We start from the raw sequence: 20,121 nt of genomic DNA on the forward strand, positions 1-20,121 counted from the left end.
CGAGGCATACTCGTGAACTAGCCTCGCGCATTCATTCCGGCTGGGCCGATGTGTGTCTCGGGAATGGCGAAAGGTGCCTGCGAACTGTGATAATTCGACTTGCTGAAGGTTGAAGGTAGTGGTCGGAAGGCGCCTTCTTGGGATGTGGTCAATAGGCCCGGAAAGGACTTCGCTGAAGCCCATCCGACCTTCTCGGAGAAGGTGCGGGAGCAATTCGTCGCGATGAATCCGAACCGCGTCGACACGGTGGTGGACGCGTCGGCGGCCCATTCGCCGATCGCGGTGAACCAGCGGGCGCCCGGCGAGGGTGGCGGCTCCGAGGGGTAGCATCGGTATATCGGCGATGCCGCGGGGTGCGTCGATGTATAGATCGCCGCAGAGGAAAGCTTGCCGTCAATCGGGGGCTCGTGCTTCGGCGTTACGGGCTGTCGTGAGATCTGCGTCATCGGCGTGAATTCGGTGTGGTGTTCGAAATCTTTCCTACGAATCGCGGCCCGGTGGTGGGGCGTGATGTCGCGCGGAGATTCCTGAACAGATTACCAGTGGGATCACCTCGCGGTCGACACGCCCGCGCCCTCGGTTGTGCGAGGTCGCAACTCGAGGCGGTGCCGGAATGGATGATTCGGGTTGCACGGCTGTAATTCGCGGCTGCGTGTTGTGCCCATGCTTTCGGGGGCAATGTGAGAGATTTATGCGATTTCGCTGGTCAGGGTGTATATGTTGCGTAAAGCGGTCGGTGAATTAAGGTTCAGTTCGCCGCCAGTTAACCGTCGCTTCTCGAATCGAAAATATTGCGTGATAGACATGGGCGCGTCGGCTGACGTTCGCGCCGACTGGACTTTCGAGGAAGAGATAATCTCCATGCGCATGATTCGTCTGTTCGGTACCGCGCTCGCGGCCGCCGGAATCGCACTTTCCGGTGCTGCCGTCGCGTCGGCCGAGCCGGTCGAGCCCGCCGCGGTCGCGGATGGTTACCAGAACCCGTGGTTGGACGGTTGGGGAAACGGTTCGGGCAACCTGGTGCTCGGCCTGGAGCGGCTGTTCATGACCGGTTCGGGCGGGGTCAAGCCGCTGCCGACTTCCGGTGAGGTCGCGGACAATTCGTGGGCGACCGGTTCGGCTCAGCTGGGTACCGCGCTGTCGAATTTCCTGTCCACGGGTTCGGGCGATGTGAAGCCGCTGCCGACCGCCGCCGAAATCGCAGACAACTCCGGTTCCGGCGCGTGGGCGACGGGTTCGGCGCAGCTGGGTACCGCGCTGTCGAAGTTCCTGTCGACCGGTTCGGGCGATGTGAAGCCGCTGCCGACCTCCGGTGTTGTGGCCGACAATTCGGGTTCGGGCGCGTGGGCGACGGGTTCGGCGCAGCTGGGTACCGCGCTGTCGAAGTTCCTGTCGACCGGTTCGGGCGATGTGAAGCCGCTGCCGTAACGACACGGGGCGCAAGAGAACGAGCACACGAAAACGGCCCGGAGAGATCCGGGCCGTTTCGTCGTTTCGCGACTACCCCAGCGGCGTCCGCATGAGGATGACGTTGTACTGGGAGTGCACGGTGAGCAGGAAGTACAGATCACGGCCGGTCTGGTACGGGAAGATCATCGGCGCGTAGGCGGTGGGCAGCGCGGCCGCCTCGATGAGTACGCGCGGCGCGCTCCACGGACCCTCCGGCGCTGGTGCGGTGCGCATGACCACCGAATTCGCGGGATCGGTCGTCGTCATGACGTATTGACCCAAATAGTCGTTCCACATCACCGACAGTTCGCCCACCCCGTCCGCGATGGGCGCGGCGACCTTCACGTCCGGCTTCCACTCCTTGCCGTCCCAATACTCGTAGGTGTCGAGATTGGCGATATCGGCTTCCTTGGTGCGCGAGACGAAGCCGGGATTCGCGCGACCCGCCGGAGTTCCGTACCGGTACACGTAGCCGCCCGCTTTGAGGAAGGCGTTCTGCTGGAAGTTCTGCCAACCGTCCACATTCGCGCGCCGCGTATTCGGCAGTTGCGCCCAGGTGTGGCCGCCGTCACCGGATACCGCGAGGGTGGAGAAATTCGTGGTCCATTTGCCGTGATCGCCCCAACCCTGCACGGACATGAGGCTCATGTACTGCACGCCGCCCACGGAGATGCCCGCGGTGGGGATGAAACTGATCTCGATGCCGGGAATCTTCGGGCTCGGCAGCGGATTCGGCACCACACTGTCGAAATGGATGCCGTTGGACGGGTCCTTGGTCGAACTGCGGAACAGCACATTGGACGTCCACGCCCACATGCTGCCCGCCAGCAGGTTGGGGAAGCCGAGTCCGGCGGTGTCGCCGAAGGCGGTGATCATGCCGCCGCGGCCGTCGTCCCACATGATGCCAAGGTCGGTGCCGAGGACGTTCATGTTCTGGGTCTTGTTGGGGCTGTCCATCCCGGTCATCTGGAAGACAGCCTGCGTGGGGCCGGGTAGCCGCGGCAGTCCGCGCCATCCGTTGAGTACCGGAATCGGGTTCACGTTGTTCGGGTCGGCGATGGCCGGACCGGCTACCGCGATCGAGAGCGCCGCGCCGAGGGCGCACGCTCGCGCGAGTGCGGGCAGCGATCGTTTCATACGGACGAATCCCTTCTGTGCCGCGCTGGTCTGCCGAACATTCTGCCCGCCACGAGCGCCGTTCGCGGGTTCGGGTCGGATCCGTCCGCCACGTCGGATGTGGGCTGCGACACATGCGTGCGCATCCGGTATGAATACGCCCTGCCTAGACTACTGCGGATGAGCAAGTGAGATTTCCTGGAATTCTCGCACTCGGTACGAGCGACGGTGTGCAACGCGGTCGGGACCAAGGGTGAGTCGATGATTGACGGCAAGATACTGCGGGCTTGGTGGAATGATCCGGCCGACTACCGCTGGCTGGTGCGCAGCCTGGAGGCTCGGTCGGTGCTGGGATCGCTGAAGGTACTGATCGGCATCGCGGGTGCGGTGATCGCGATGATGGGCGCGGTGATCGCGGGCACGCCGGTGGGACCGCCGGGCCATCCGGGCGTCGCGTCGATGATCGGGGTGCTGTCCGGGACGTTGTGGGCGGCGCGCTGGTGGCTGCTGCCCTGGCCGAGCAAGACCGAGTCGCTGGTGCTGATCGGCTGCGCCGACGTGCTGTTCACCCTCGAGTTCCTCCAGCTGCCGGATCGGCTGTTCGGGGCGATGGGCGCGATGCTGCTCGTGGTGAGCGGCAGCTACCTGAGTTTCTTCCACAGCGCGCGGGCCTTGGCCGTGCATTCGGCGTGGTCGCTGCTGTCGGTCGTCGTGTTGTCGGTACGGATAGCCACCGGCGGCGGGGATGTCCGTCTGGCCCTCGCGGTCGCGTTGCTGCTGTCCGCATCGGTGGTCGGCGCGTTGCCCGGGGCGCAGATCCTGTACTGGCTGCTGCGCACCGAATCGCTGTCGGACCCGCTGACCGAACTGCTGAACCGTCGGGGCCTCGAGATCCGGCTGCCGCTGCTGGTGGACCGGTGCCCGGCCATCTGCGTCATGACCTTCGATCTGGACCGGTTCAAGCGCGTCAACGACACCTGGGGTCACGGCGTCGGCGACACCGTCCTGGCGCGGACCGCCCGGCGGCTGCACGATGCCGCGGGAGAGATGGCGGTGGTGGCGCGCACGGGCGGGGAGGAGTTCGTGGTGGCCGCGCCGATCGCCGCCTCCGCCGCGCGCACCGAGGCCGAAAGACTGCGCCGCGCGGTCGCCGAACCGCCGGACACCGCGGTGGAGGTGACCGCGAGCGTCGGGGTCGCGGTCTTCGACTCGACGACCTGTGCGCGCTGTCCGCGCCCGACCCCGGCCCGGCTGCTGCAATCCGCCGACGCCGCCATGTACCGGGCCAAGCAGTCCGGCGGGAATCTGGTGGTCGTGGACGAACTCACCCCGCCGCGGGATCATCGCCACCCGGTACCCGGGTAGCCGAAACGGCGATGGCCCGGAGCGCGCTCCGGGCCATCGCCGTCGTCATGGGCCGCCGGTCAGAACGCGGCTTCGTCGAGCTCCATGATGTCGTTGTCGAGATTCGACAGGATGGCGCGGGTCGCGGTCAGTTCCGGCAGGACATTGCGGGCGAAGAACTGGGCGACACCCACCTTGCCGGTGTAGAACGCCTCGTCCGCGCCGGTCGCGCCGCCGTCGAGGGCCGCGATGGCGACCTCGGCCTGCCGCAGCAGCTGCCAACCGATGAGCAGATCGCCCACCGCGAGCAGGAAGCGCACCGAACCCAGGCCGACCTTGTACAGCTCGGCGGAGTCCTCCTGGGAGGCCATCAGGTGACCGGTGAGGGTGGCGGCCATGGCCTGCACATCCTCGAGCGCGGTCGCCAGCAGCTTGCGCTCACCCTTGAGACGGCCGTTGCCCGCCTCGGAGTCGATGAACTTCTGCACCTGACCGGCCACGTGCCCGAGGGCGACGCCGCGGTCGCGGGCGATCTTGCGGAAGAAGAAGTCCTGCGCCTGGATGGCGGTGGTGCCCTCGTAGAGCGAGTCGATCTTGGCGTCGCGGATGTACTGCTCGATCGGGTAGTCCTGGAGGAAGCCCGACCCGCCGAAGGTCTGGAGGGATTCGGTCAGGTACTGGTAGGCCCGCTCGGAGCCCACACCCTTGACGATCGGCAGCAGCAGGTCGTTGACGCGGAAGGCGATGTCCTCGTCGGCGCCGGAGACCAGTCGCGCCACGTCGGCGTTCTGGTGGGCGGCGGTGTAGAGGTAGATCGCGCGCAGGCCCTCGGCGTATGCCTTCTGCATGGCCAGCGAGCGGCGCACATCCGGGTGATGGGTGATCGTGACGCGCGGCGCGGTCTTGTCGGTCATCTTGGTCAGGTCGGCGCCTTGGACCCGCTGCTTGGCGTAGTCGAGCGCGTTCAGGTAACCGGTGGACAGTGTCGCGATGGCCTTGGTGCCCACCATCATGCGCGCGTTCTCGATGACGTCGAACATCTGCGCGATGCCGTTGTGCGTCTCGCCGACCAGCCAGCCCTTGGCCGGAACACCGTGGCCGCCGAAGGTGACCTCGCAGGTCGCGGAGACCTTCAGACCCATCTTGTGCTCGACGTTGGTGACGAACACGCCGTTGCGCTCGCCGAGGGTGTTGGTCTCGAAGTCGAAGTGCCATTTGGGCACGTAGAACAGCGACAGACCCTTGGTGCCCGGTCCGGCGCCCTCGGGGCGGGCGAGCACCAGGTGCATGATGTTCTCGAACAGGTCGTCGGAGTCGCCCGAGGTGATGAAGCGCTTGACGCCCTCGATGTGCCAGGAGCCGTCCTCCTGCTTGATCGCCTTGGTGCGGCCCGCGCCGACGTCGGAGCCCGCGTCCGGCTCGGTCAGCACCATGGTGGAGCCCCAGTTGCGCTCGGCGATGGTCTGGGCCCACTTCTTCTGCTCGTCGGTGCCGTTGTCGTAGAAGACCTGGGCGAAACCGGCGCCCGCGGCGTACATCTGCGCGGGCGGGTTGGCGCCGAGGATCATCTCGCCCAACGCCCAGCCGACGACGCTGGGCGCGCCGAGGCCGCCGAGCTCCTCGCGGAGCGGCACCTTGACCCAGCCTGCGTCCTCCAGGGCGCGGTAGGACTTCTTGAACGACTCCGGCAGGGTGACGGTGTGGGTGTTCGGATCGAAGGTCGGCGGGTTGCGATCACCGTCGACGAAGGAATCGGCGAGCGGACCTTCGGCCAGGCGACGCACCTCGCTGAGCATCTCCTTGACGGTCTCGGTATCGAGGTCGCCGTAGGCGCCCGCATCGAGAAGGGAACCGAGGCCGAGGACCTCGAAGAGGTTGAACTCCAGGTCGCGGACGTTGCTCTTGTAGTGACCCATGTCGGTACTCATCTCTCCGTTGAGTTGGTGCGGTCGGTGTTCGTGCCGTTCCCGCCCGTTCTTCGCTCCACCGGGTAGCCGGTTTTCCGCATACTACTCGCGGGTAACTTACTCACCATATTACCGGCCGGTAAGGGGGTGGCAAAGATGGAACCGGTCATTGTGACGCGAACTACAGTCACATGCTCGACGCTGTCATCGCCCACAAGATCGGGCCCGCGCGAATTCGGCGCGGCGCTACGGTGAACTGTGCTCATCGAGACCAGCGCCGGACCCGCCGAGGTCGAGCTCGACAAACCGCGCGGCGCGCGGTTCCTGCTGCTGCTCACCCATGGTTCCGGCGGCGGCGTCGAGGCGAAGGACCTGGTCACGGTGCGTGACACCGCACTGGGACTGGGTGGCGCGGTCGCCATGGTGGTGCAGCCCTACCGAGTGGCGGGTCGCCGAGCGCCCGGCTCGGCGACCGTACAGGACGCGGCCTGGCTGGAGATAGTCGCCGCCCTGCGCGCGAAGGTGCGCAAACCGCTTGTCCAGGGTGGTCGCAGCAATGGCGCCCGAGTCGCCTGCCGCACGGCGGTGGCCGCGCGCGCCCGCGGTGTCCTCGCCCTGTCCTTCCCGCTGCACCCGCCGGGCAAGCCGGAGAAGTCGCGGCGCGCGGAACTGCTCGCGGCGGGCGATATCGAGGTGGTGGTGGTCAACGGCGCCAATGACCCGTTCGGCGTGCCGGATGCGGCCGACGCGGCCGAGGTGCTTGTGGTTCCGGGTCAGCCGCATTCGTTCCGAGGCGGGTTCGACGTCATTGCCGCGGGCGTGGCTCCCTGGTTGCGGCGCTGGTCGACCTAGTCGGGATCAGTCCGCCGCCGGGGTTTCGACCCCGATCCGGGTGGCGATCACGAGGGCGTCGACGGCGTCGCCCGCCTCGGTGGGGCGCAGGACGCGATCGGCGATCCGTATCCGCAGCCGGTCGAGTTCCGGTGCGAGATCGGCGACCACATCATCCGGGGTGAACAGGATGGACGGGTCCTGGGGACCGCCGTGGCCCTCGGTGAGATTGCGGGTGTGATGGCCGAGCACGAGCAGGGTGCCGCCGGGTGAGAGCATGCCCGCCGCGCGGCGCAGCAGGGCGCGGCGCTGATCGGGCGGCAGGTGCAGGAAGACCATGAGGATCAACTCGTACGGGCCGGCGATGTCCGCGGCGTGCGGATCGGTCACGTCGGCGCAGCGCCAGTTGATGCGATTGCGCACCGACCGCGACAGCCGGGTGGCGACGGTCCGGCCCTTGTCGATGCCGACCTGTGAGAAGTCGACCGCGTCCACCCGCCAGCCGTGGGTAGCCAGCCAGAGGGCGTTGCGCCCCTCACCGCAGGCCAGATCGAGCGCGCGGGCCTCGACGGCGTCCGGTCGTTCCAGCGCGAATACGTGGGACACCACCGTTGCATTCGGCGGTGCGCCCCAGACCAATTCACCCTGCGCGTAGCGCGCGTCCCAATCGGCCGCCTCCATGTCACCGAGTCTATGACCCGAACGCGCTGTGACCCGAACGCGCTCGTGGCCCAGAACGAGTCGGAGGTATGGATCAGAGCGTGGTCCGCATGAGCACCACGTTGTACTGGCTGTGCACCGTGGTGAGGAAGTACAGGTCGCGTCCCGTCTGGTACGGGAAGATCGACGGCGCGTACGCGGTGGGCAGTTCGCGGGTGTCGATCAGCACCTCGGGCGGGCTCCACGGTCCCTCCGGCGCGGAGGCGCGGCGCATGACGACCGAGTTGAACGGATCGGTGGTCAGCGAGATGAACTGGCCGAGATAGTTGTTGTACATCACCGACAGTTCGCCGACGCCGCCCATGATCGGGGTCGCGGCGTTCACGTCGCCCTTGTGCGACCACTTGTCGCCGGACCAGTACTCGTATTCGCCGAGGTTCTGGATGTCGTTCTCGGCCACGCGAGCGATGAAGGCGTCGTTGCCGCGGCCCGATGGGGTGCCGTACTGGTAGACGTACCCGCCGTTCTTCAGGAAGGCGCTCATCTGGAAGTTGGCGTTGCCGCCGTCGTTGGGACGGCGGGTGCCGCCGAGGTCGGCCCACGTTTCGCCGTTGTCGGCGGAGGCGGCCAGACCGGAAAAGTTGGTGGTCCACTGACCGACGTTGTCCCAGGTCTTCACCGACATCATGCTCATGTACTGCACGCCGTTGACCGCGATGCCCGCGGTCGGGATACGGCTGATCTCGATGAACGGGATCTTCGGGCTCGGCACCAGATCGCGTGCCTGACCGAAGATGTCGCGCACCACGCTGTCGAAGTAGATGCCGTTGGCCGGGTCGGTGGTATGGCTGCGCACGAGGATATTGCTCCGCCACGCCCAAGTACTGCCCGCCAGCAGGTTGGGGAAGCCGATGCCCGCGGTGTCGCCGAAGGCGGTCAGCATCTCACCCTGCCCGTTGTCCCACATGATCCCGAGATCGGTACCGAGCACGTTGTAGGACTGCGTGTTGTTCGGACTGGCCATACCGGTGACCTGGAATACGGCTTTGCTCCGTCCAGGCAGATTGGGGAGGCCCGCGGTTCCGTTCAGCACGGGAATCGGGTTTATCGCATTGGGGTTCGCCGTAGCGGGTGTCGTCGCCGTGAGAAGCAAAACCGTGGCACCTGCCAGCGTCGACAGCAGGATGGAAGCGGTCTTGTTCAAGGTCTCTTGGCCTCCGGATTCTCGTCGGAGTGGCACGGTTCACGCCTCCCCTGATGTGCGTCGCACCACGATCCGACTGGCTGGCAAATCGACGCAAATGCTAGCAGTCTGGCGACCGAAAATCGTGGCCTGCAACCCGAACCCATCAAAATTGATAGTCGATCGTCGAATTTCCTGTCACCCGTCCAGGGCTCGTCGCGGAATCGACGGGAATTGAGAGGCACGCTCGTTGCCGGACCGCCCGACCTCTGCTGTAATCGGAACAAGTTACCGTCACGATTGACGGTAACCGCTGTAGACGGTAACCGAGAGTGAGCGCGAATCTATGCTGCCAGCGGGAATGGATCCACGAACGCCGGTACTCGTCGGAGCGGGGCAGATCGTGCACCGCGGCGACGAACCCGGCCTGCCCGGCCCCCTCGAGCTCGCCGTCGAGTCACTGCGCCGCGCCGGCGCCGACAGCGGTACCGGTGACCGGCTGCTCGGCTCGGCCGATGTGATCGCCGCGGTCGCGCCGGTCAGCAGGCCCTACACCGATCTCGGCGCGCTGGTGGCCGAAGAAGTAGGCGCGAGTCCGAAGCGGACACTGCAATCGGTGCGCTTCGGCGGCGACGCCCCCCAGCGGCTGCTCAACCTGCTCGCCCAGAACATCGCCGACGGTCAATCCGAGGTCGCGGTGCTGGTCGGCGCGGAGGCGGTGGCATCCGGCAATGCGGCGGGCCGGCGCGCGATAACCGTCGACTGGCCCGAACAGTCCGATCGTGTCGCGCCGAGTCGAGTCATCGGATCCGATCGCGGTCCCAATTCGGAGATGGAGAGCGCGGCCGGGCTGTGGGGTCCGGTGTACTTCTACGCGCTCATGGAGAACGCGCGGCGGGCCCGGCTCGGACTCGGCGAGGCCGAACACCGCGACCTCATCGGCGGACTCTGGTCGCGGCTGTCGCGGGTGGCCGCCGACAATCCGTACGCTTGGCAGCCGGTCGCGCACACCGCCGCGGATCTGGTGACCCCATCGCCGACCAATCGTCGGGTCTCCAGCCCGTACACCAAACTCCTCGTGGCGAATCTGTCGGTGGATCAGGGCGCCGGGCTGATCCTGTGCAGCGCCGCCGCCGCGGACGCCGCGGGGGTGCCGCGCGAACGCTGGGTCTTCCCGCACGGCGGTGCGACGGCCACCGAAGAATGGCATGTCAGCGAACGCGCGGATATGGGCTCCTCCCCGGCCATCGCCGCCGCGGGTGCCTCGGCGCTCGCCGACGCGGGCATCGGTATCGACGACGTGACCCACATCGACCTGTATTCCTGCTTCCCGATCGCGGTGCAGGCCGCCGCCGAGGCGCTCGGCCTGCCCATCGACGATCCGGGCCGGTCGCTGTCGCTGACCGGAGGACTCACCTTCGGCGGCGGACCGGGCAACAACTACAGCACGCACGCCATCGCCACCGCGATCGGACTGCTGCGCGAGCAGCCCGACACCTACGCGCTCACCACCGCGCTCGGCTGGTACATGACCAAGCACGGGGTCGGGGTGTACTCGGCGCGTCCGCCGCGCGGGCTGTTCCGCGCGGTCGAGGCCGAACCCGCGCCCGCGCACCGCGATACCGCGCCCGGATACGTCGGACCCGCCACCGTCGAGGCGTATACCGTGGCCTACCGCAAGAGCCGCGACGGCGGTGACGAACCCGAAGCGGTCGTGATCAGCGCCCTGAACCCCGGCGGGGCTCGCATACTGGTGCGGGCGAGCGACGAGGACACCGTCGCGGCCTTCGCCGACGGCGATCCGCTCGGCGCGCCCGCCGAAATCTCCGCCGCCGACAAGCTCACCCTGCTCTGAGAAGAGGACCACACATGACCGATCCCGTTCTGGTCGAACGGCGCGACGCGATCACCGTGCTCACCGTGAATCGCCCCGAGGCCCGCAATGCCATCAACCTGGCCGCGGCCAAGGCCATCGAGGCCGCGGTCGACGAGTTCGAGGCCGATGACGGCGCGCGCGTGCTCGTCCTCACCGGCGCGGGCGGAACCTTCAGCGCCGGAATGGATCTCGTCGCCGCTTCGAAGGGCGAGATGCCGATGACGCAGCGGCGCGGACCGCTCGGCATCTCCGCGCGACCGCCGGTGAAGCCGATGATCTCCGCGGTGGAGGGCTTCGCGCTCGCGGGCGGCTTCGAACTCGCCCTCGCCGGTGACCTCATCGTCGCGGCGAACAACGCGCAGTTCGGCATTCCCGAGGTCAAGCGCGGGCTGGTCGCCGCGGGCGGCGGCGTGCTGCGGCTCACCCAGCGGCTGCCCCGGCCCGTCGCCGCCGAGTTGGCCTTGACCGGCAACCGGATCAGCGCGGACCGGCTGTATCAGCTCGGTCTGGTCAACCGGGTCACCGAACCGGGCGAGGCGCTCGCGGAGGCATTGCGGTTGGCGGCGGATATCGTTGCCGCCGCGCCACTCTCGGTCGCGGCGAGCAAGCGGATCATCGACGAGTCGCCGGATTGGTCGGTGGCCGAGGGTTTCGCCAAACAGGGCGAGATCGCGCTGCCGGCGCTGGTGTCCAAGGATGCCGCCGAGGGCGCGCTCGCCTTCGCGCAGAAGCGCGAACCCCAATGGCAGGGGCGTTGATTCGATGAGCGAGCGCGTCCGGGAGACGCAGGCGCAGCGCCGGGCGCGGATGCGCACGCGCCTCCTGGAGGCGGCGGTCGCGAGTCTGGTCGAGGAGGGGTACGCGGGCACGACGACCTTGGCCGTGCAGAAACGCGCGGGTGTGCCGCGCGGCACACTGCAACATCATTTCCCGACCCGGTCCGCCCTGTTCGCGGGCGCGGTGGAATACGTCGCCGCGCAGCGCTTCGAGCAGCTGACAACGGAGTTCGCGGCCATCCCCGACGGTGTCGACCGGCTGGCCGCCGCCGTCGAGCTCACCATGCGAATGCTGTCCGGTTCGACATTCCTCGCGGCGCTGGAGATGTGGGTGGCCGCCCGCACCGATGCCGAACTGCTCGCCGCGTTCCTGCCGTTGGAACAGCGGCTGTTCGAGCTGATGTTCACCGGCATCCGCGCGGCGTTCCGCACCGAATTCCCCGACGATCCACGGGTTCCCGTCATCACGGAGTTCACCATCGAGATCATGACCGGTCTTGCCATGCGCGTACTGCTCACCGGTGACTCGGACCGGCACCGGGCGCTGGCGGGCCGCTGGACCGGTGCCGTTCGGGTGCTGCTCGGTACCGCCGATCCGGCCACCCTCACCGAGCGCGAGTGATTCAGCGCGCGGTGTCGAGCAGTACCCGAGCGCAGCCGGCGGGATCGTCGTAGAACGGGGTGTGTCCGCTGCCGTGCAGGGTGACGTGCCGGGCATGGGGGAGCACCGATTTCGCCCGTCGGCTCTGGGTGGCGTAGGTGAGCAGAATGTCGCGATTGCCCCAGGCCACGGTGACCGGGATATCCGCGAGTGCGCCGATATCGCCGAGGGTCGCGGTGTCGAAGGAGGCCAGCGCCTCGGCAAAGGCGGGTGCGCCCGCCGCGCCCTCGGCGGTGTCGAGGGCGACCTGCGCGTCCAGCGCCCAGGGTTTGCCGAATACCAAGTAGAGGAACGCGGTTCGGCCCGCGGCGGTGTCGAGTATCCGGGGCATGAGCGGGCGCAGCGGTCCGACGAGTCCGCGCGCGGCGGTGAGGGAGCGTTGGCACCAGACGCGACCGGCGGTGTCCCAGAATCCGATCGGCGAATAGGCGGTGACCGAGCGTGCCAGTCCGCGGGCGCCGAGGCGAAGGGCGATGAGTCCGCCCATCGAGTTTCCCGCCAGGTGCGGACGTTCGATGCCCTGTGCGGCAAGGAAATCCGCGAGCGCGTCGGTGAGGGTGTCGACGGTGGTGGGGCCGGGGAGCGGGGCCGATCCGGCGAAGCCGGGCAGATCGACGGCGATGACGTCGAATTCGCGGGCGAGGATGTCGATGATCGGCTCCCACACCTGCCAGCGGCTGCCGATGCCGTGCACCAGGACCAGCGGTTCACCCCGGCCTGTCCGGTGGTGGTTCAACGTCGTCATCTCGGTCTCCCGACTCTCGCCTCGGCGCGCGCCAACGGACCTACCGTACCGGCTCGACCATATGCGGAGAGACAGAGAGTGAAATGATGTCGCTCTATTTCCGAATGTCGAGGCTGTGGATAACCGCCTCTCTGCGCACCGACCGGTCGTCGTGGAAAGCCGCGGGCCGATCGGGCGCCCGGACTCGCTCGCGAACGCGCCTGCGCGGCATGAACCCCGGATCACCCGCCTGCGCGACGTGGCAGCATGAACGCATGGCCGACGTCGGATTGCCTTCGCTCGCGACCCTGCTCGAACTGCCGAACGCGACCGCGGACCCGATCACCGAACGGATACTCGACGCGGCGCTGGCGGAATTCACCGACTACGGCCTGCGCCGCTCCTCGGTCGACGACATCCGGCGCCGCGCCGGTGTCAACCGCGCCACCGTCTACCGCCGGTTCGGCTCCAAGAACGACCTGGTCGAGGCGACCTTTCAACGCTGGATTCTGGGTCTGCTCGTCGATACCGCCGCCGCCGTATCGGATCGGCCGACGGTGCGCGAACGGCTGGTCGAGGGTTTCGTGCGCTCGGTGCTGATCGTGCGCACCGACGCGCTGGTCGGACGCCTGCTGACCAGCGAACCGGAGACCTTCGTCCCGTACCTGACCACCGCGGGCTCGCCGATCCTGCGGACCTGCCGCGAATTCCTGGCCGGACAGTGCCGGGAATTGCAGTCGCGTGGACAAGCGCCGCATGTCGACGCCGACGCCGCGGCCGAGATCGCGCTGCGCTTGGCGCAATCGGTGGTGCTCACCCCGGACAGCTATTTCGGTCTGGCGGACGAGGCGGCGCTGCGCGCCTTCGCCGATCGCTATGTGGGGCCGCTGGCCGGATAGACCCGCCGCGGCCCGATGCGGCATCATCGTTGCGGTATCACCACGGTGGCGCGCGTCACGAGGCGAGGAAAGAGGAATCACGTGCGGATCAGGCTCATCACCCTGGCGGTCGCCGCGCTGCCGATACTGGCGGGTTGCGGCGGCGACAAGGCGGACCAGCCGCAGATCACCGTCGCCGACGTCTCGAAATCGCTCCAGGACAAGGGGATCAAGGACAGGGATCTGGCCGACTGCGCCGCCAAGGTCTATGTGGACGAGGGCATCTCGCAGGACGGCCTGCGCACCCTGATCGGCAGCGAATACGACAACAAGCCCGTCGACCCGGAAACCCTCGGCATGAGCAAGGACGACGCCGACCGCGCCCGCTCCGCGACCCGCAAGATCGTCGGCGCCTGCGTGGGCAAGTCCTGACCGGCACCGATTCGGATCGCGCTGCGCGCAAACCGTGAGACCCGCGCGGACGGGGTTCATCGTGGGGTGATGACATCCATCGAGGCGAAATCCACCGCGGGACTCCGAACTGGACGAGGTGTTCGGACCGATCTTCGAACGGATCGCGGCAGGCGCGGTCGAGCGGGAGATCGCTCGGCGGCTGGCCCACGAGGAGATCGGCTGGTTACGGGAGGCGCGGCTGGGTGCTTTGCGGGTTCCGGTCGAATTCGGCGGGTACGGCGCGTCGGTGCGGCAGTTGTTCCGGCTGCTCATCGACCTGGCTGCGGCGGAATCCAATCTGCCGCAGGCGCTGCGCGTGCACCTCTCCTTCGTCGAGGATCAGCTGCTCGCCACCCCGGGGCCGAAGCGGGAGCGGTGGCTGCGCGCCGTGAGCGCGGGCACGCTGGTGGGCAACGCGATTACCGAACCGGGGGTCGGCGCGGTCGACCGTTACCGGACCCGGCTCACCGCCGACGGTGAACGCCTGCTGCTCAACGGGGTCAAGTCGTACAGCACCGGATCGCTGTACGCCGATCACATCCTCGTCGCCGCCGATCGCGACGGGCAGCGCGTCGGGGTCCTGGCGTAACGCGCGCACCATCTCCGTACACAATCCGGCCATCCAAAAAGCAAGGGTCATAGGCGATCACCTGCTCAACGGAGCCGATCTGCCCTTCGGGTGGAGCGCTGGGGAACGTTCCGGGGCGCGCTCGAACTGACGGTCAATCCGACAGCGACGCGAGGAATACGCGTGCGATGTCCTCGAGTCCGCGCCGATCTGTTTCGTCGAATCGGGCGGGGTCGGGGCTGTCGAGATCGAGCACCCCGACCAGATCGTCCCCGGTGCGCAGCGGTACGACGATCTCCGACCGGGAATCGGCGTCGCAGGCGATGTGACCGGGAAAGGCGTGCACATCGGCCACCACCTGGGTCAGTCCTGTCCGCGCGGCGGTTCCGCAAACCCCGCGACCCAGGGCGATGCGCACACACGCGGGTTTGCCCTGGAACGGCCCGACCACGAGTTCGCGTCCGTCGAAAAAGTAGAAGCCGGCCCAGTTCAGCCGGGGCAGCGTATGGAACAGCAGCGCGGACAGGTTCGCGGCAGCACCGCTTCGCCGCGGCGGACTCGGCCGAATCCGCGCACCGCATCGTGACCGAGCTCTACCGCGACCAAATCGACTGGGATCTGCCCGAGGTGCTCGCCACCCGGCCGATCGCCGAGGATCCGCACTCCTGGTTGAAAGGTGCGGTCCGCCCGATCGTGCGGGCCGGGCTGGGGCGCACCGCGAGCGGTCACGTGGTCGGCTCGCTCGGTGACACGGCGGTGACCTACGACCCCATCGCGGGTCAAGGCGCGCAGAGCGGACTCATCCAGGCCCAACGCCTGGTCGCGGCGGCAGGCGCGCACGAAGGACCTTTCGACGAGGCGTGGCTGTCGGCCCGCTACGCCGAATTCCTCGCCGCCCGCGGCAACGGGGCCGCCCGCACCACCCGCCTGTTTCTGAGCGATCCCGAACTGGGCGCGGTCGCCGAACCGTTCTTCGCCGCGGCGGCGGTCGATCACCGCTTCGCCTCGAAGCTGGTTGGCCTGCTGCACGATCCGCAGCCCATCCTCGGCATCGAGACGGCAGCCGACGCCGCCGACTACATCACGAAGGTCACCGGCGAATCCGCCGCCGACCTGCTCGCGCGCTTCCAGCCCGCGGGCCGCTTCGCCCGGTCGAACTACGCGGGCGAACTGGCCCGCGCCTGATCCCAAGCACCGGCGATCGGATCGCGCAGATTCAAAATCTCCTGCCGATCCGATACCAGTGTTGAAGTGGAATGCAGCCCGCCGCAGTCCATAGATAACGGAGTAGCCATGACCACCGAGCAGATCGCCGATCGGATCCGGTTCGCCTACTGGGTGCCCAATGTCAGCGGCGGGCTCGTCACCAGCGAGATCGAGCAGCGCACCAGCTGGGATTTCGAGTACAACAAGAAGTTGGCGCAGACCGCCGAGCGCAACGGTTTCGACTACGCGCTCTCGCAGGTCCGCTACACCGCCTCCTACGGCGCGGAGTACCAGCACGAATCCACCTCCTTCAGCCTGGCCCTGCTCGGGGCCACGGAGCGGCTCAAGGTGATCGCCGCGGTGCACCCGGGGCTGTGGCATCCCGCGGTGCTGGCGAAATTCGGCGCGACCGCGGACCACCTGTCCAATGGGCGTTTCGCCATCAATGTGGTGACCGGGTGGTTCGCGGGCGAATTCACGGCACTCGGTGAGCCGTGGCTCGAACACGACGAGCGCTACCGGCGCAGCGCCGAATTCCTCGAGGTCATCCGCAAGATCTGGACCGAGGACGGGGTGAACTTCGGCGGCGACTTCTACCGCATCCGCGATTTCACTCTCAAACCCAAGCCGCTGAACACCCCGGAACGGCCGAATCCCGAACTGTTCCAAGGCGGAAACTCCAGTGCGGCTCGGCGCAACGGCGGTCGCTACGCCGACTGGTACTTCTCCAACGGCAAGGACTTCGACGGCGTCACCGAACAGCTCGATGACCTGCGCACGGTCGCCCGCGCCCACGATCGCGAGGTGAAATTCGGGCTCAACGGATTCATCATCGCCCGCGACACCGAACGCGAGGCCCGCGATACGCTGCGCGAGATCATCGAGAAGGCCAACAGGCCCGCGGTGGAAGGATTCCGCGACGCCGTTCAGCAGGCGGGCGCGTCGACATCGGATCGCAAGGGCATGTGGGCGGATTCGACATTCGAGGATCTCGTGCAGTACAACGACGGCTTCCGCACCGAGCTCATCGGCACGCCCGAACAGGTCGCCGAACGCATCGTCGCCTACAAGCGCCTCGGCGTCGACCTCATCCTGGGCGGATTCCTGCATTTCCAGGAGGAGATCGAATACTTCGGCGCCGAGGTGCTACCGCTGGTGCGCGAACTCGAGGCCGCCGACGAACCCGCCACGGCGCTTCGCTGATGACGATCCGAACCCGCGTCACCGGCGCGACGCCCGCATCCCGACCCTGCACGATCCCGTCCGCTGGAAGATCACCACACGCCGCAGCACGGCTTCTTCCGAAGCCGGACGCCACAGAAGGGAGACCACATGGCAGTCACGGTCGTCGTCGGCAATCCGAAACCCGCGTCGCGCACCCTGGACGCGGCGAAACTCGTCGCCGAGGGGTTGCGCCCGGACGCAGACATCGAGGTCATCGACCTGGTGAGCCTCGGTGCCGGTCTGCTCGGCTGGGGTGATCCGGCCGTCACCACCGCGGCGCACACGGTCGCCGAATCCGAACTCGTGGTCTTCGCCAGCCCAACCTTCAAGGCGACCTACACCGGTCTGCTCAAGCTGTTCCTCGAACAGTTCGACGGCGGCACCGGGCTCGCGGGAGTGCTCGCCGTCCCGGTCATGCTCGGCGCGGGTCCGGCACACGCGCTGGCGCCCGACCTGCTGCTCAAGCCGGTCCTGGTGGAGATCGGCGCGACCGCGGCGCTGCCCGGTTTGTACCTGTCCGACCGCACCTTCGGCGAGGACGGCGCGATCGCCGCCTACACCGAACGGTGGCGGCCCGTCGTCGACGCGCTGCGCTCATCGACCGTGGAGGCGAGCGATAATGCATGAACTCTTCGAATTCCCCGCCGACGGAACCGGATTGCGCCGGGCGTTCGCCAACTTCCCCAGCGGGGTCGTCGCGGTCTGCGCCGAGGTCGACGGCGTCCCGCACGGACTCGCCGTGAGCACCTTCGTCCCCGTGTCCCTCGACCCCCCGCTGGTTTCGTTCTGCGTGCAGAATTCCTCATCGACCTGGCCGAAACTGGAACGCGCCGACCACCTCGGGCTGAGCCTGCTCGGCATCGATCAGCAGGCCGCGGCCAAGGCGCTCGGCGCGCGCGAGGGCGACCGGTTCCGCGATTCGGAACTGCACCGCGGCACCGGTGACGCCGTCTTCATCGACGGCGCGTCCGCCTGGATCGAGGGCGTGCCCGAAGCGCGGGTCCCCGCGGGCGATCACAGCGTGGTCATCCTGCGCATCCACCGCCTCGCGACCAGGGCCGACATCGAGCCGCTCGTCTTCCACGGCAGCCGATTCCGTCGACTGCTCGCCGGCTGATCAATCCCCGAACTCGGCATAGAGCCGAGGCAGGAAACCGGCCAGGTGGTGCATCTCCTGGCCGCAGTGCAGCAGCAGGTCCCGGGCCATATCCGTGCCCGGGAACAGGTCGCGCGGGTCAACCGCCGCGCCGCGTCGGACGGCCCGGCCCGCGCGTCCCGCATCCGGCGCGTGCGCACCGTACAACCGCAGGTAGAAGCGACTGCGCATCTCACAGCCCTCCGCCGTCGGCCGCACCTGGTGCACCAGCCACCCCAGATCCAGCGGCGCGACACTGCTGCCGACACGGCCGAAGATCACAGTGTGCCCCTCGGGAACGCGAAATCCGTGGGCGACCGGATCGCGGAACGATATGGCCAACTGCTGCAAGCGCGCTCCGATGTATTCGTCGACATAGGAGACCTTGCCGATATACCCCTCCGGGCCCGACGAGGGACGCCGGGATTCGTCCCCGTCCACCTCGGCGTACATGTGCGCGTCGGGATGCCACAGCTTGTATCGCGCCGACTCGTACAGATGCCAACCGAACCACCAATCCCACATCCGCGCGGTGATACCCGGCATCGGCGTATGCGCCGCGACCCACACAATGCCCGAATCGATCTGCCCGTAACCGGTTTCGACGGCCGAATAGCCGGACGGCGCGAGATCGTCGGTGAGCGAACCGAATTCCGGGATGGACGCCGCGGGCGTGGGATCGCCCGCGTATGCCGCGAGAACAGCAGGCAGAGCGGGATCGGTCCGGTCGGCCATGTACTTCGCGTATGGCTGGGCGCGATCGCGTGGCGAGTATCCGGGATAACGCGAGTCATCCCCGGGCGGGTCGGCCCGAGCCGCACCCCCGGCCACCCCCGTGACGGCAACCATCCCCGCCGCCGCCCCCACCGCGAACAATTGTCTGCGACCGAGGTTCACAGGTTTCATGCCGCCAGCCTAGGTCAGCGGACCGGACCGCACGGCCGTCATCCCGAATCCGCCAGCGCGTACGCGAGCACCGCCTGCGCCGTACGGCAGAGCGTTTCGAGTGCGTCGTCCTTCGACAGCCGGGCGACATCGGTGAGCCAGACGAACGATTCGATACCCGTCGCCGACCGAATCTCCATGGCCAACCTCCGTATATCGATATCGGGCCGGGTCTCGAGCAGCGGTGTCAGCGCCTGCTCGATCCAGTCGATCGCGCGGCCACGGCGCAGCGGGGTCGGCTCGGCGGGATCGGAATCCAGTGAAAGCCGCAGCGACGTGCGCAGTTCGGGCTCCCATTCGCGAATGATGCGTACATGCGCGCGCATGACGGCCTCGAGCCGCAGCCGCGGATCGGCAGGCGCCGGTTCGGTGAGCAGGGAATCGGCCTCGATCTCGGGATGCACCGCCGCCAGCAGCGCCCGCTGATTGGGGAAATACCGGTACGCGGTGGTCCGCGAGATGGCAGCCGCCCCGGCGGCCTCCTCGACCGTCGGCATTCCGCCCTGCGCCAGCAACGTCCGAGTCGCGGCCACCAGCGCCTCCCTGGTGCGCGACTTCTGATTCCGCCGCCCGGTCGACTCATATGGTACCGACATATCCATCATGGTACTGTAATCCCATATCGACCGCCGGAGGCAGCCATGTGCACCGATCCCACCGTCATCAATCCCGACCTCTACCGGGTAATCTTCGAGAACGAACGGGTCCGCGTCCTGGAATACCGTGACCACCCCGGCGACCGAACCCGCCCCCACACCCACCCCGACAGCATCCTCTACCCCCTCACCTCCTTCCGCCGCCGCATCTCCTCCGGCGGACAACAGGTCGAGGTGGAACTGACGCGAGGCCAGATTCGCTGGGTAGCCGCCCAGGAACACGCGGGCGAGAACATAGGCGACACCGAAACCCACGCCCTATTCATAGAACTGAAAGAACCCCCGCCAACCCCCTCCACTCCAACCCTCGGCCCCAACTCCGCCTGACCGGAATTCGCGCACGCCGAACGGCTCTGCGCGGGGCGGTGCATCGAATGTCGCCCAGACCCTGGGCCGAGAGGAGAAAACCACATCAACCTGCGGTTCTCCGTGGAGCCGATGACGGGAATCGAACCCGCGCTACTTGCTTGGGAAGCAAGAGTTCTGCCATTGAACTACATCGGCATGCGCTCGAGAGCGAACGCCAGCC

Annotated in this window: 22 protein-coding genes, 1 tRNA gene and 1 pseudogene; 15 read left to right on the forward strand and 9 right to left on the reverse strand. The window is 67.6% G+C overall.

Going from position 1 to position 20,121, the window contains the following annotated elements; all coding sequences use genetic code 11:
- The first annotated feature begins 144 nt into the window (after positions 1–144).
- Complete coding sequence (locus tag APZ21_RS23315) at positions 145–327, forward strand: hypothetical protein (protein WP_054815458.1); 183 nt, start codon at positions 145–147, stop codon at positions 325–327.
- 390 nt (positions 328–717) lie between these two features.
- Complete coding sequence (locus tag APZ21_RS23320) at positions 718–1,428, forward strand: hypothetical protein (RefSeq protein ID WP_156371289.1); 711 nt, start codon at positions 718–720, stop codon at positions 1,426–1,428.
- Positions 1,429–1,500: 72 nt separating this feature from the next.
- Here the strand turns inward: APZ21_RS23320 and APZ21_RS23325 are convergent, their stop codons facing one another.
- A complete protein-coding gene (locus tag APZ21_RS23325; protein WP_054815460.1) occupies positions 1,501–2,586 on the reverse strand; it encodes a DUF4185 domain-containing protein in 1,086 nt (361 codons plus the stop codon).
- Positions 2,587–2,826: 240 nt separating this feature from the next.
- On the opposite strand from APZ21_RS23325, the gene APZ21_RS23330 reads away from it, so the two are divergent.
- Complete coding sequence (locus APZ21_RS23330; protein WP_156371290.1) at positions 2,827–3,930, forward strand: GGDEF domain-containing protein; 1,104 nt, start codon at positions 2,827–2,829, stop codon at positions 3,928–3,930.
- A gap of 59 nt (positions 3,931–3,989) precedes the next feature.
- Here the strand turns inward: APZ21_RS23330 and APZ21_RS23335 are convergent, their stop codons facing one another.
- On the reverse strand, positions 3,990–5,825 hold the full coding sequence (locus tag APZ21_RS23335; protein ID WP_054815462.1) for an acyl-CoA dehydrogenase: 1,836 nt from the start codon (positions 5,823–5,825) through the stop codon (positions 3,990–3,992).
- Between the two features lie 249 nt (positions 5,826–6,074).
- Between APZ21_RS23335 and APZ21_RS23340 the strand changes: the two genes are divergently transcribed.
- Positions 6,075–6,668: an alpha/beta hydrolase family protein gene (locus tag APZ21_RS23340; RefSeq protein ID WP_054815463.1), complete on the forward strand. Its 594-nt coding sequence runs from the start codon at positions 6,075–6,077 to the stop codon at positions 6,666–6,668.
- Between the two features lie 6 nt (positions 6,669–6,674).
- On the opposite strand, the gene APZ21_RS23345 is transcribed toward APZ21_RS23340, so the two are convergent.
- Positions 6,675–7,328: a class I SAM-dependent methyltransferase gene (locus APZ21_RS23345; protein ID WP_054815464.1), complete on the reverse strand. Its 654-nt coding sequence runs from the start codon at positions 7,326–7,328 to the stop codon at positions 6,675–6,677.
- 73 nt (positions 7,329–7,401) lie between these two features.
- Complete coding sequence (locus APZ21_RS23350; RefSeq protein ID WP_054815465.1) at positions 7,402–8,511, reverse strand: DUF4185 domain-containing protein; 1,110 nt, start codon at positions 8,509–8,511, stop codon at positions 7,402–7,404.
- A gap of 340 nt (positions 8,512–8,851) precedes the next feature.
- Between APZ21_RS23350 and APZ21_RS23355 the strand changes: the two genes are divergently transcribed.
- Genes APZ21_RS23355 through APZ21_RS23365 form a run of 3 tightly spaced genes read left to right on the forward strand, consistent with a single transcriptional unit; the run spans position 8,852 to position 11,764 of the window.
- Entirely contained in the window at positions 8,852–10,345 is a 1,494-nt protein-coding gene (locus APZ21_RS23355) for a thiolase C-terminal domain-containing protein (protein ID WP_239476780.1), read from the forward strand.
- Positions 10,346–10,359: 14 nt separating this feature from the next.
- Positions 10,360–11,124: a crotonase/enoyl-CoA hydratase family protein gene (locus tag APZ21_RS23360; RefSeq protein ID WP_054815467.1), complete on the forward strand. Its 765-nt coding sequence runs from the start codon at positions 10,360–10,362 to the stop codon at positions 11,122–11,124.
- A gap of 4 nt (positions 11,125–11,128) precedes the next feature.
- A complete protein-coding gene (locus APZ21_RS23365) occupies positions 11,129–11,764 on the forward strand; it encodes a TetR/AcrR family transcriptional regulator (RefSeq protein ID WP_054815468.1) in 636 nt (211 codons plus the stop codon).
- A 1-nt stretch (position 11,765) separates the two neighbouring features.
- Here APZ21_RS23365 and APZ21_RS23370 read toward each other — a convergent pair whose 3' ends face one another.
- Positions 11,766–12,548 (reverse strand): alpha/beta fold hydrolase, encoded by a 783-nt coding sequence (locus tag APZ21_RS23370; protein WP_054815469.1) that lies wholly within the window; start codon positions 12,546–12,548, stop codon positions 11,766–11,768.
- Positions 12,549–12,802: 254 nt separating this feature from the next.
- On the opposite strand from APZ21_RS23370, the gene APZ21_RS23375 reads away from it, so the two are divergent.
- The 3 genes and pseudogenes from APZ21_RS23375 to APZ21_RS23385 all read left to right on the forward strand — a co-directional run.
- On the forward strand, positions 12,803–13,426 hold the full coding sequence (locus APZ21_RS23375) for a TetR/AcrR family transcriptional regulator (RefSeq protein ID WP_162240378.1): 624 nt from the start codon (positions 12,803–12,805) through the stop codon (positions 13,424–13,426).
- Between the two features lie 81 nt (positions 13,427–13,507).
- A complete protein-coding gene (locus APZ21_RS23380; protein ID WP_054815471.1) occupies positions 13,508–13,837 on the forward strand; it encodes a hypothetical protein in 330 nt (109 codons plus the stop codon).
- A gap of 69 nt (positions 13,838–13,906) precedes the next feature.
- A pseudogene (locus APZ21_RS23385) lies at positions 13,907–14,441 on the forward strand (acyl-CoA dehydrogenase family protein); the annotation flags it as partial.
- A 139-nt stretch (positions 14,442–14,580) separates the two neighbouring features.
- Here the strand turns inward: APZ21_RS23385 and APZ21_RS23390 are convergent.
- Positions 14,581–14,994, reverse strand: a complete 414-nt coding sequence (locus tag APZ21_RS23390; protein WP_082393398.1) for a GAF domain-containing protein — start codon at positions 14,992–14,994, stop codon at positions 14,581–14,583.
- Positions 14,995–15,008: 14 nt separating this feature from the next.
- Between APZ21_RS23390 and APZ21_RS23395 the strand changes: the two genes are divergently transcribed.
- From APZ21_RS23395 to APZ21_RS23410, 4 genes are all read left to right on the forward strand, one after another.
- Positions 15,009–15,611 (forward strand): hypothetical protein, encoded by a 603-nt coding sequence (locus APZ21_RS23395; RefSeq protein ID WP_305781650.1) that lies wholly within the window; start codon positions 15,009–15,011, stop codon positions 15,609–15,611.
- A 108-nt stretch (positions 15,612–15,719) separates the two neighbouring features.
- On the forward strand, positions 15,720–16,835 hold the full coding sequence (sfnG, locus tag APZ21_RS23400) for a dimethylsulfone monooxygenase SfnG (protein ID WP_054815472.1): 1,116 nt from the start codon (positions 15,720–15,722) through the stop codon (positions 16,833–16,835).
- A gap of 129 nt (positions 16,836–16,964) precedes the next feature.
- Positions 16,965–17,483, forward strand: a complete 519-nt coding sequence (locus APZ21_RS23405) for an NADPH-dependent FMN reductase (RefSeq protein ID WP_054815473.1) — start codon at positions 16,965–16,967, stop codon at positions 17,481–17,483.
- Positions 17,476–17,973 carry a flavin reductase family protein gene (locus tag APZ21_RS23410; protein WP_054815474.1) on the forward strand — a complete coding sequence of 166 codons (498 nt, stop codon included), beginning with the start codon at positions 17,476–17,478 and terminating at the stop codon, positions 17,971–17,973. Before APZ21_RS23405 ends, APZ21_RS23410 begins: the two co-directional genes overlap by 8 nt.
- On the opposite strand, the gene APZ21_RS23415 is transcribed toward APZ21_RS23410, so the two are convergent.
- Both APZ21_RS23415 and APZ21_RS23420 read right to left on the reverse strand, forming a co-directional pair.
- Positions 17,974–18,897, reverse strand: coding sequence for a DAPG hydrolase family protein (locus APZ21_RS23415; RefSeq protein ID WP_054815475.1), 924 nt, complete (start codon positions 18,895–18,897; stop codon positions 17,974–17,976).
- Positions 18,898–18,935: 38 nt separating this feature from the next.
- A complete protein-coding gene (locus APZ21_RS23420; RefSeq protein ID WP_054815477.1) occupies positions 18,936–19,532 on the reverse strand; it encodes a TetR/AcrR family transcriptional regulator in 597 nt (198 codons plus the stop codon).
- A 45-nt stretch (positions 19,533–19,577) separates the two neighbouring features.
- Between APZ21_RS23420 and APZ21_RS23425 the strand changes: the two genes are divergently transcribed.
- Positions 19,578–19,919 carry a cupin domain-containing protein gene (locus APZ21_RS23425; protein WP_054815476.1) on the forward strand — a complete coding sequence of 114 codons (342 nt, stop codon included), beginning with the start codon at positions 19,578–19,580 and terminating at the stop codon, positions 19,917–19,919.
- A gap of 103 nt (positions 19,920–20,022) precedes the next feature.
- On the opposite strand, the gene APZ21_RS23430 is transcribed toward APZ21_RS23425, so the two are convergent.
- Positions 20,023–20,096 (reverse strand) — tRNA-Gly (locus APZ21_RS23430).
- Positions 20,097–20,121: the final 25 nt, after the last annotated feature.

It is taken from the genome of Nocardia arizonensis (assembly GCF_001310275.1).
In the GTDB taxonomy this organism is placed as follows: Bacteria; Actinomycetota; Actinomycetes; order Mycobacteriales; family Mycobacteriaceae; genus Nocardia; species Nocardia arizonensis.

Coding starts and splice junctions, on each gene's coding strand:
- APZ21_RS23345 (WP_054815464.1), bottom strand. CDS start 7,328: ATGGAGGCGGCCGATTGGGACGCGCGCTACGCGCAGGGTGAATTGGTC.
- APZ21_RS23365 (WP_054815468.1), top strand. CDS start 11,129: ATGAGCGAGCGCGTCCGGGAGACGCAGGCGCAGCGCCGGGCGCGGATG.
- APZ21_RS23415 (WP_054815475.1), bottom strand. CDS start 18,897: ATGAAACCTGTGAACCTCGGTCGCAGACAATTGTTCGCGGTGGGGGCG.
- APZ21_RS23360 (WP_054815467.1), top strand. CDS start 10,360: ATGACCGATCCCGTTCTGGTCGAACGGCGCGACGCGATCACCGTGCTC.
- APZ21_RS23425 (WP_054815476.1), top strand. CDS start 19,578: ATGTGCACCGATCCCACCGTCATCAATCCCGACCTCTACCGGGTAATC.
- APZ21_RS23405 (WP_054815473.1), top strand. CDS start 16,965: ATGGCAGTCACGGTCGTCGTCGGCAATCCGAAACCCGCGTCGCGCACC.
- APZ21_RS23330 (WP_156371290.1), top strand. CDS start 2,827: ATGATTGACGGCAAGATACTGCGGGCTTGGTGGAATGATCCGGCCGAC.
- APZ21_RS23420 (WP_054815477.1), bottom strand. CDS start 19,532: ATGTCGGTACCATATGAGTCGACCGGGCGGCGGAATCAGAAGTCGCGC.
- APZ21_RS23370 (WP_054815469.1), bottom strand. CDS start 12,548: ATGACGACGTTGAACCACCACCGGACAGGCCGGGGTGAACCGCTGGTC.
- APZ21_RS23335 (WP_054815462.1), bottom strand. CDS start 5,825: ATGGGTCACTACAAGAGCAACGTCCGCGACCTGGAGTTCAACCTCTTC.
- APZ21_RS23355 (WP_239476780.1), top strand. CDS start 8,852: ATGGATCCACGAACGCCGGTACTCGTCGGAGCGGGGCAGATCGTGCAC.
- APZ21_RS23375 (WP_162240378.1), top strand. CDS start 12,803: ATGGCCGACGTCGGATTGCCTTCGCTCGCGACCCTGCTCGAACTGCCG.
- APZ21_RS23325 (WP_054815460.1), bottom strand. CDS start 2,586: ATGAAACGATCGCTGCCCGCACTCGCGCGAGCGTGCGCCCTCGGCGCG.
- APZ21_RS23320 (WP_156371289.1), top strand. CDS start 718: ATGTTGCGTAAAGCGGTCGGTGAATTAAGGTTCAGTTCGCCGCCAGTT.
- sfnG (WP_054815472.1), top strand. CDS start 15,720: ATGACCACCGAGCAGATCGCCGATCGGATCCGGTTCGCCTACTGGGTG.
- APZ21_RS23410 (WP_054815474.1), top strand. CDS start 17,476: ATGCATGAACTCTTCGAATTCCCCGCCGACGGAACCGGATTGCGCCGG.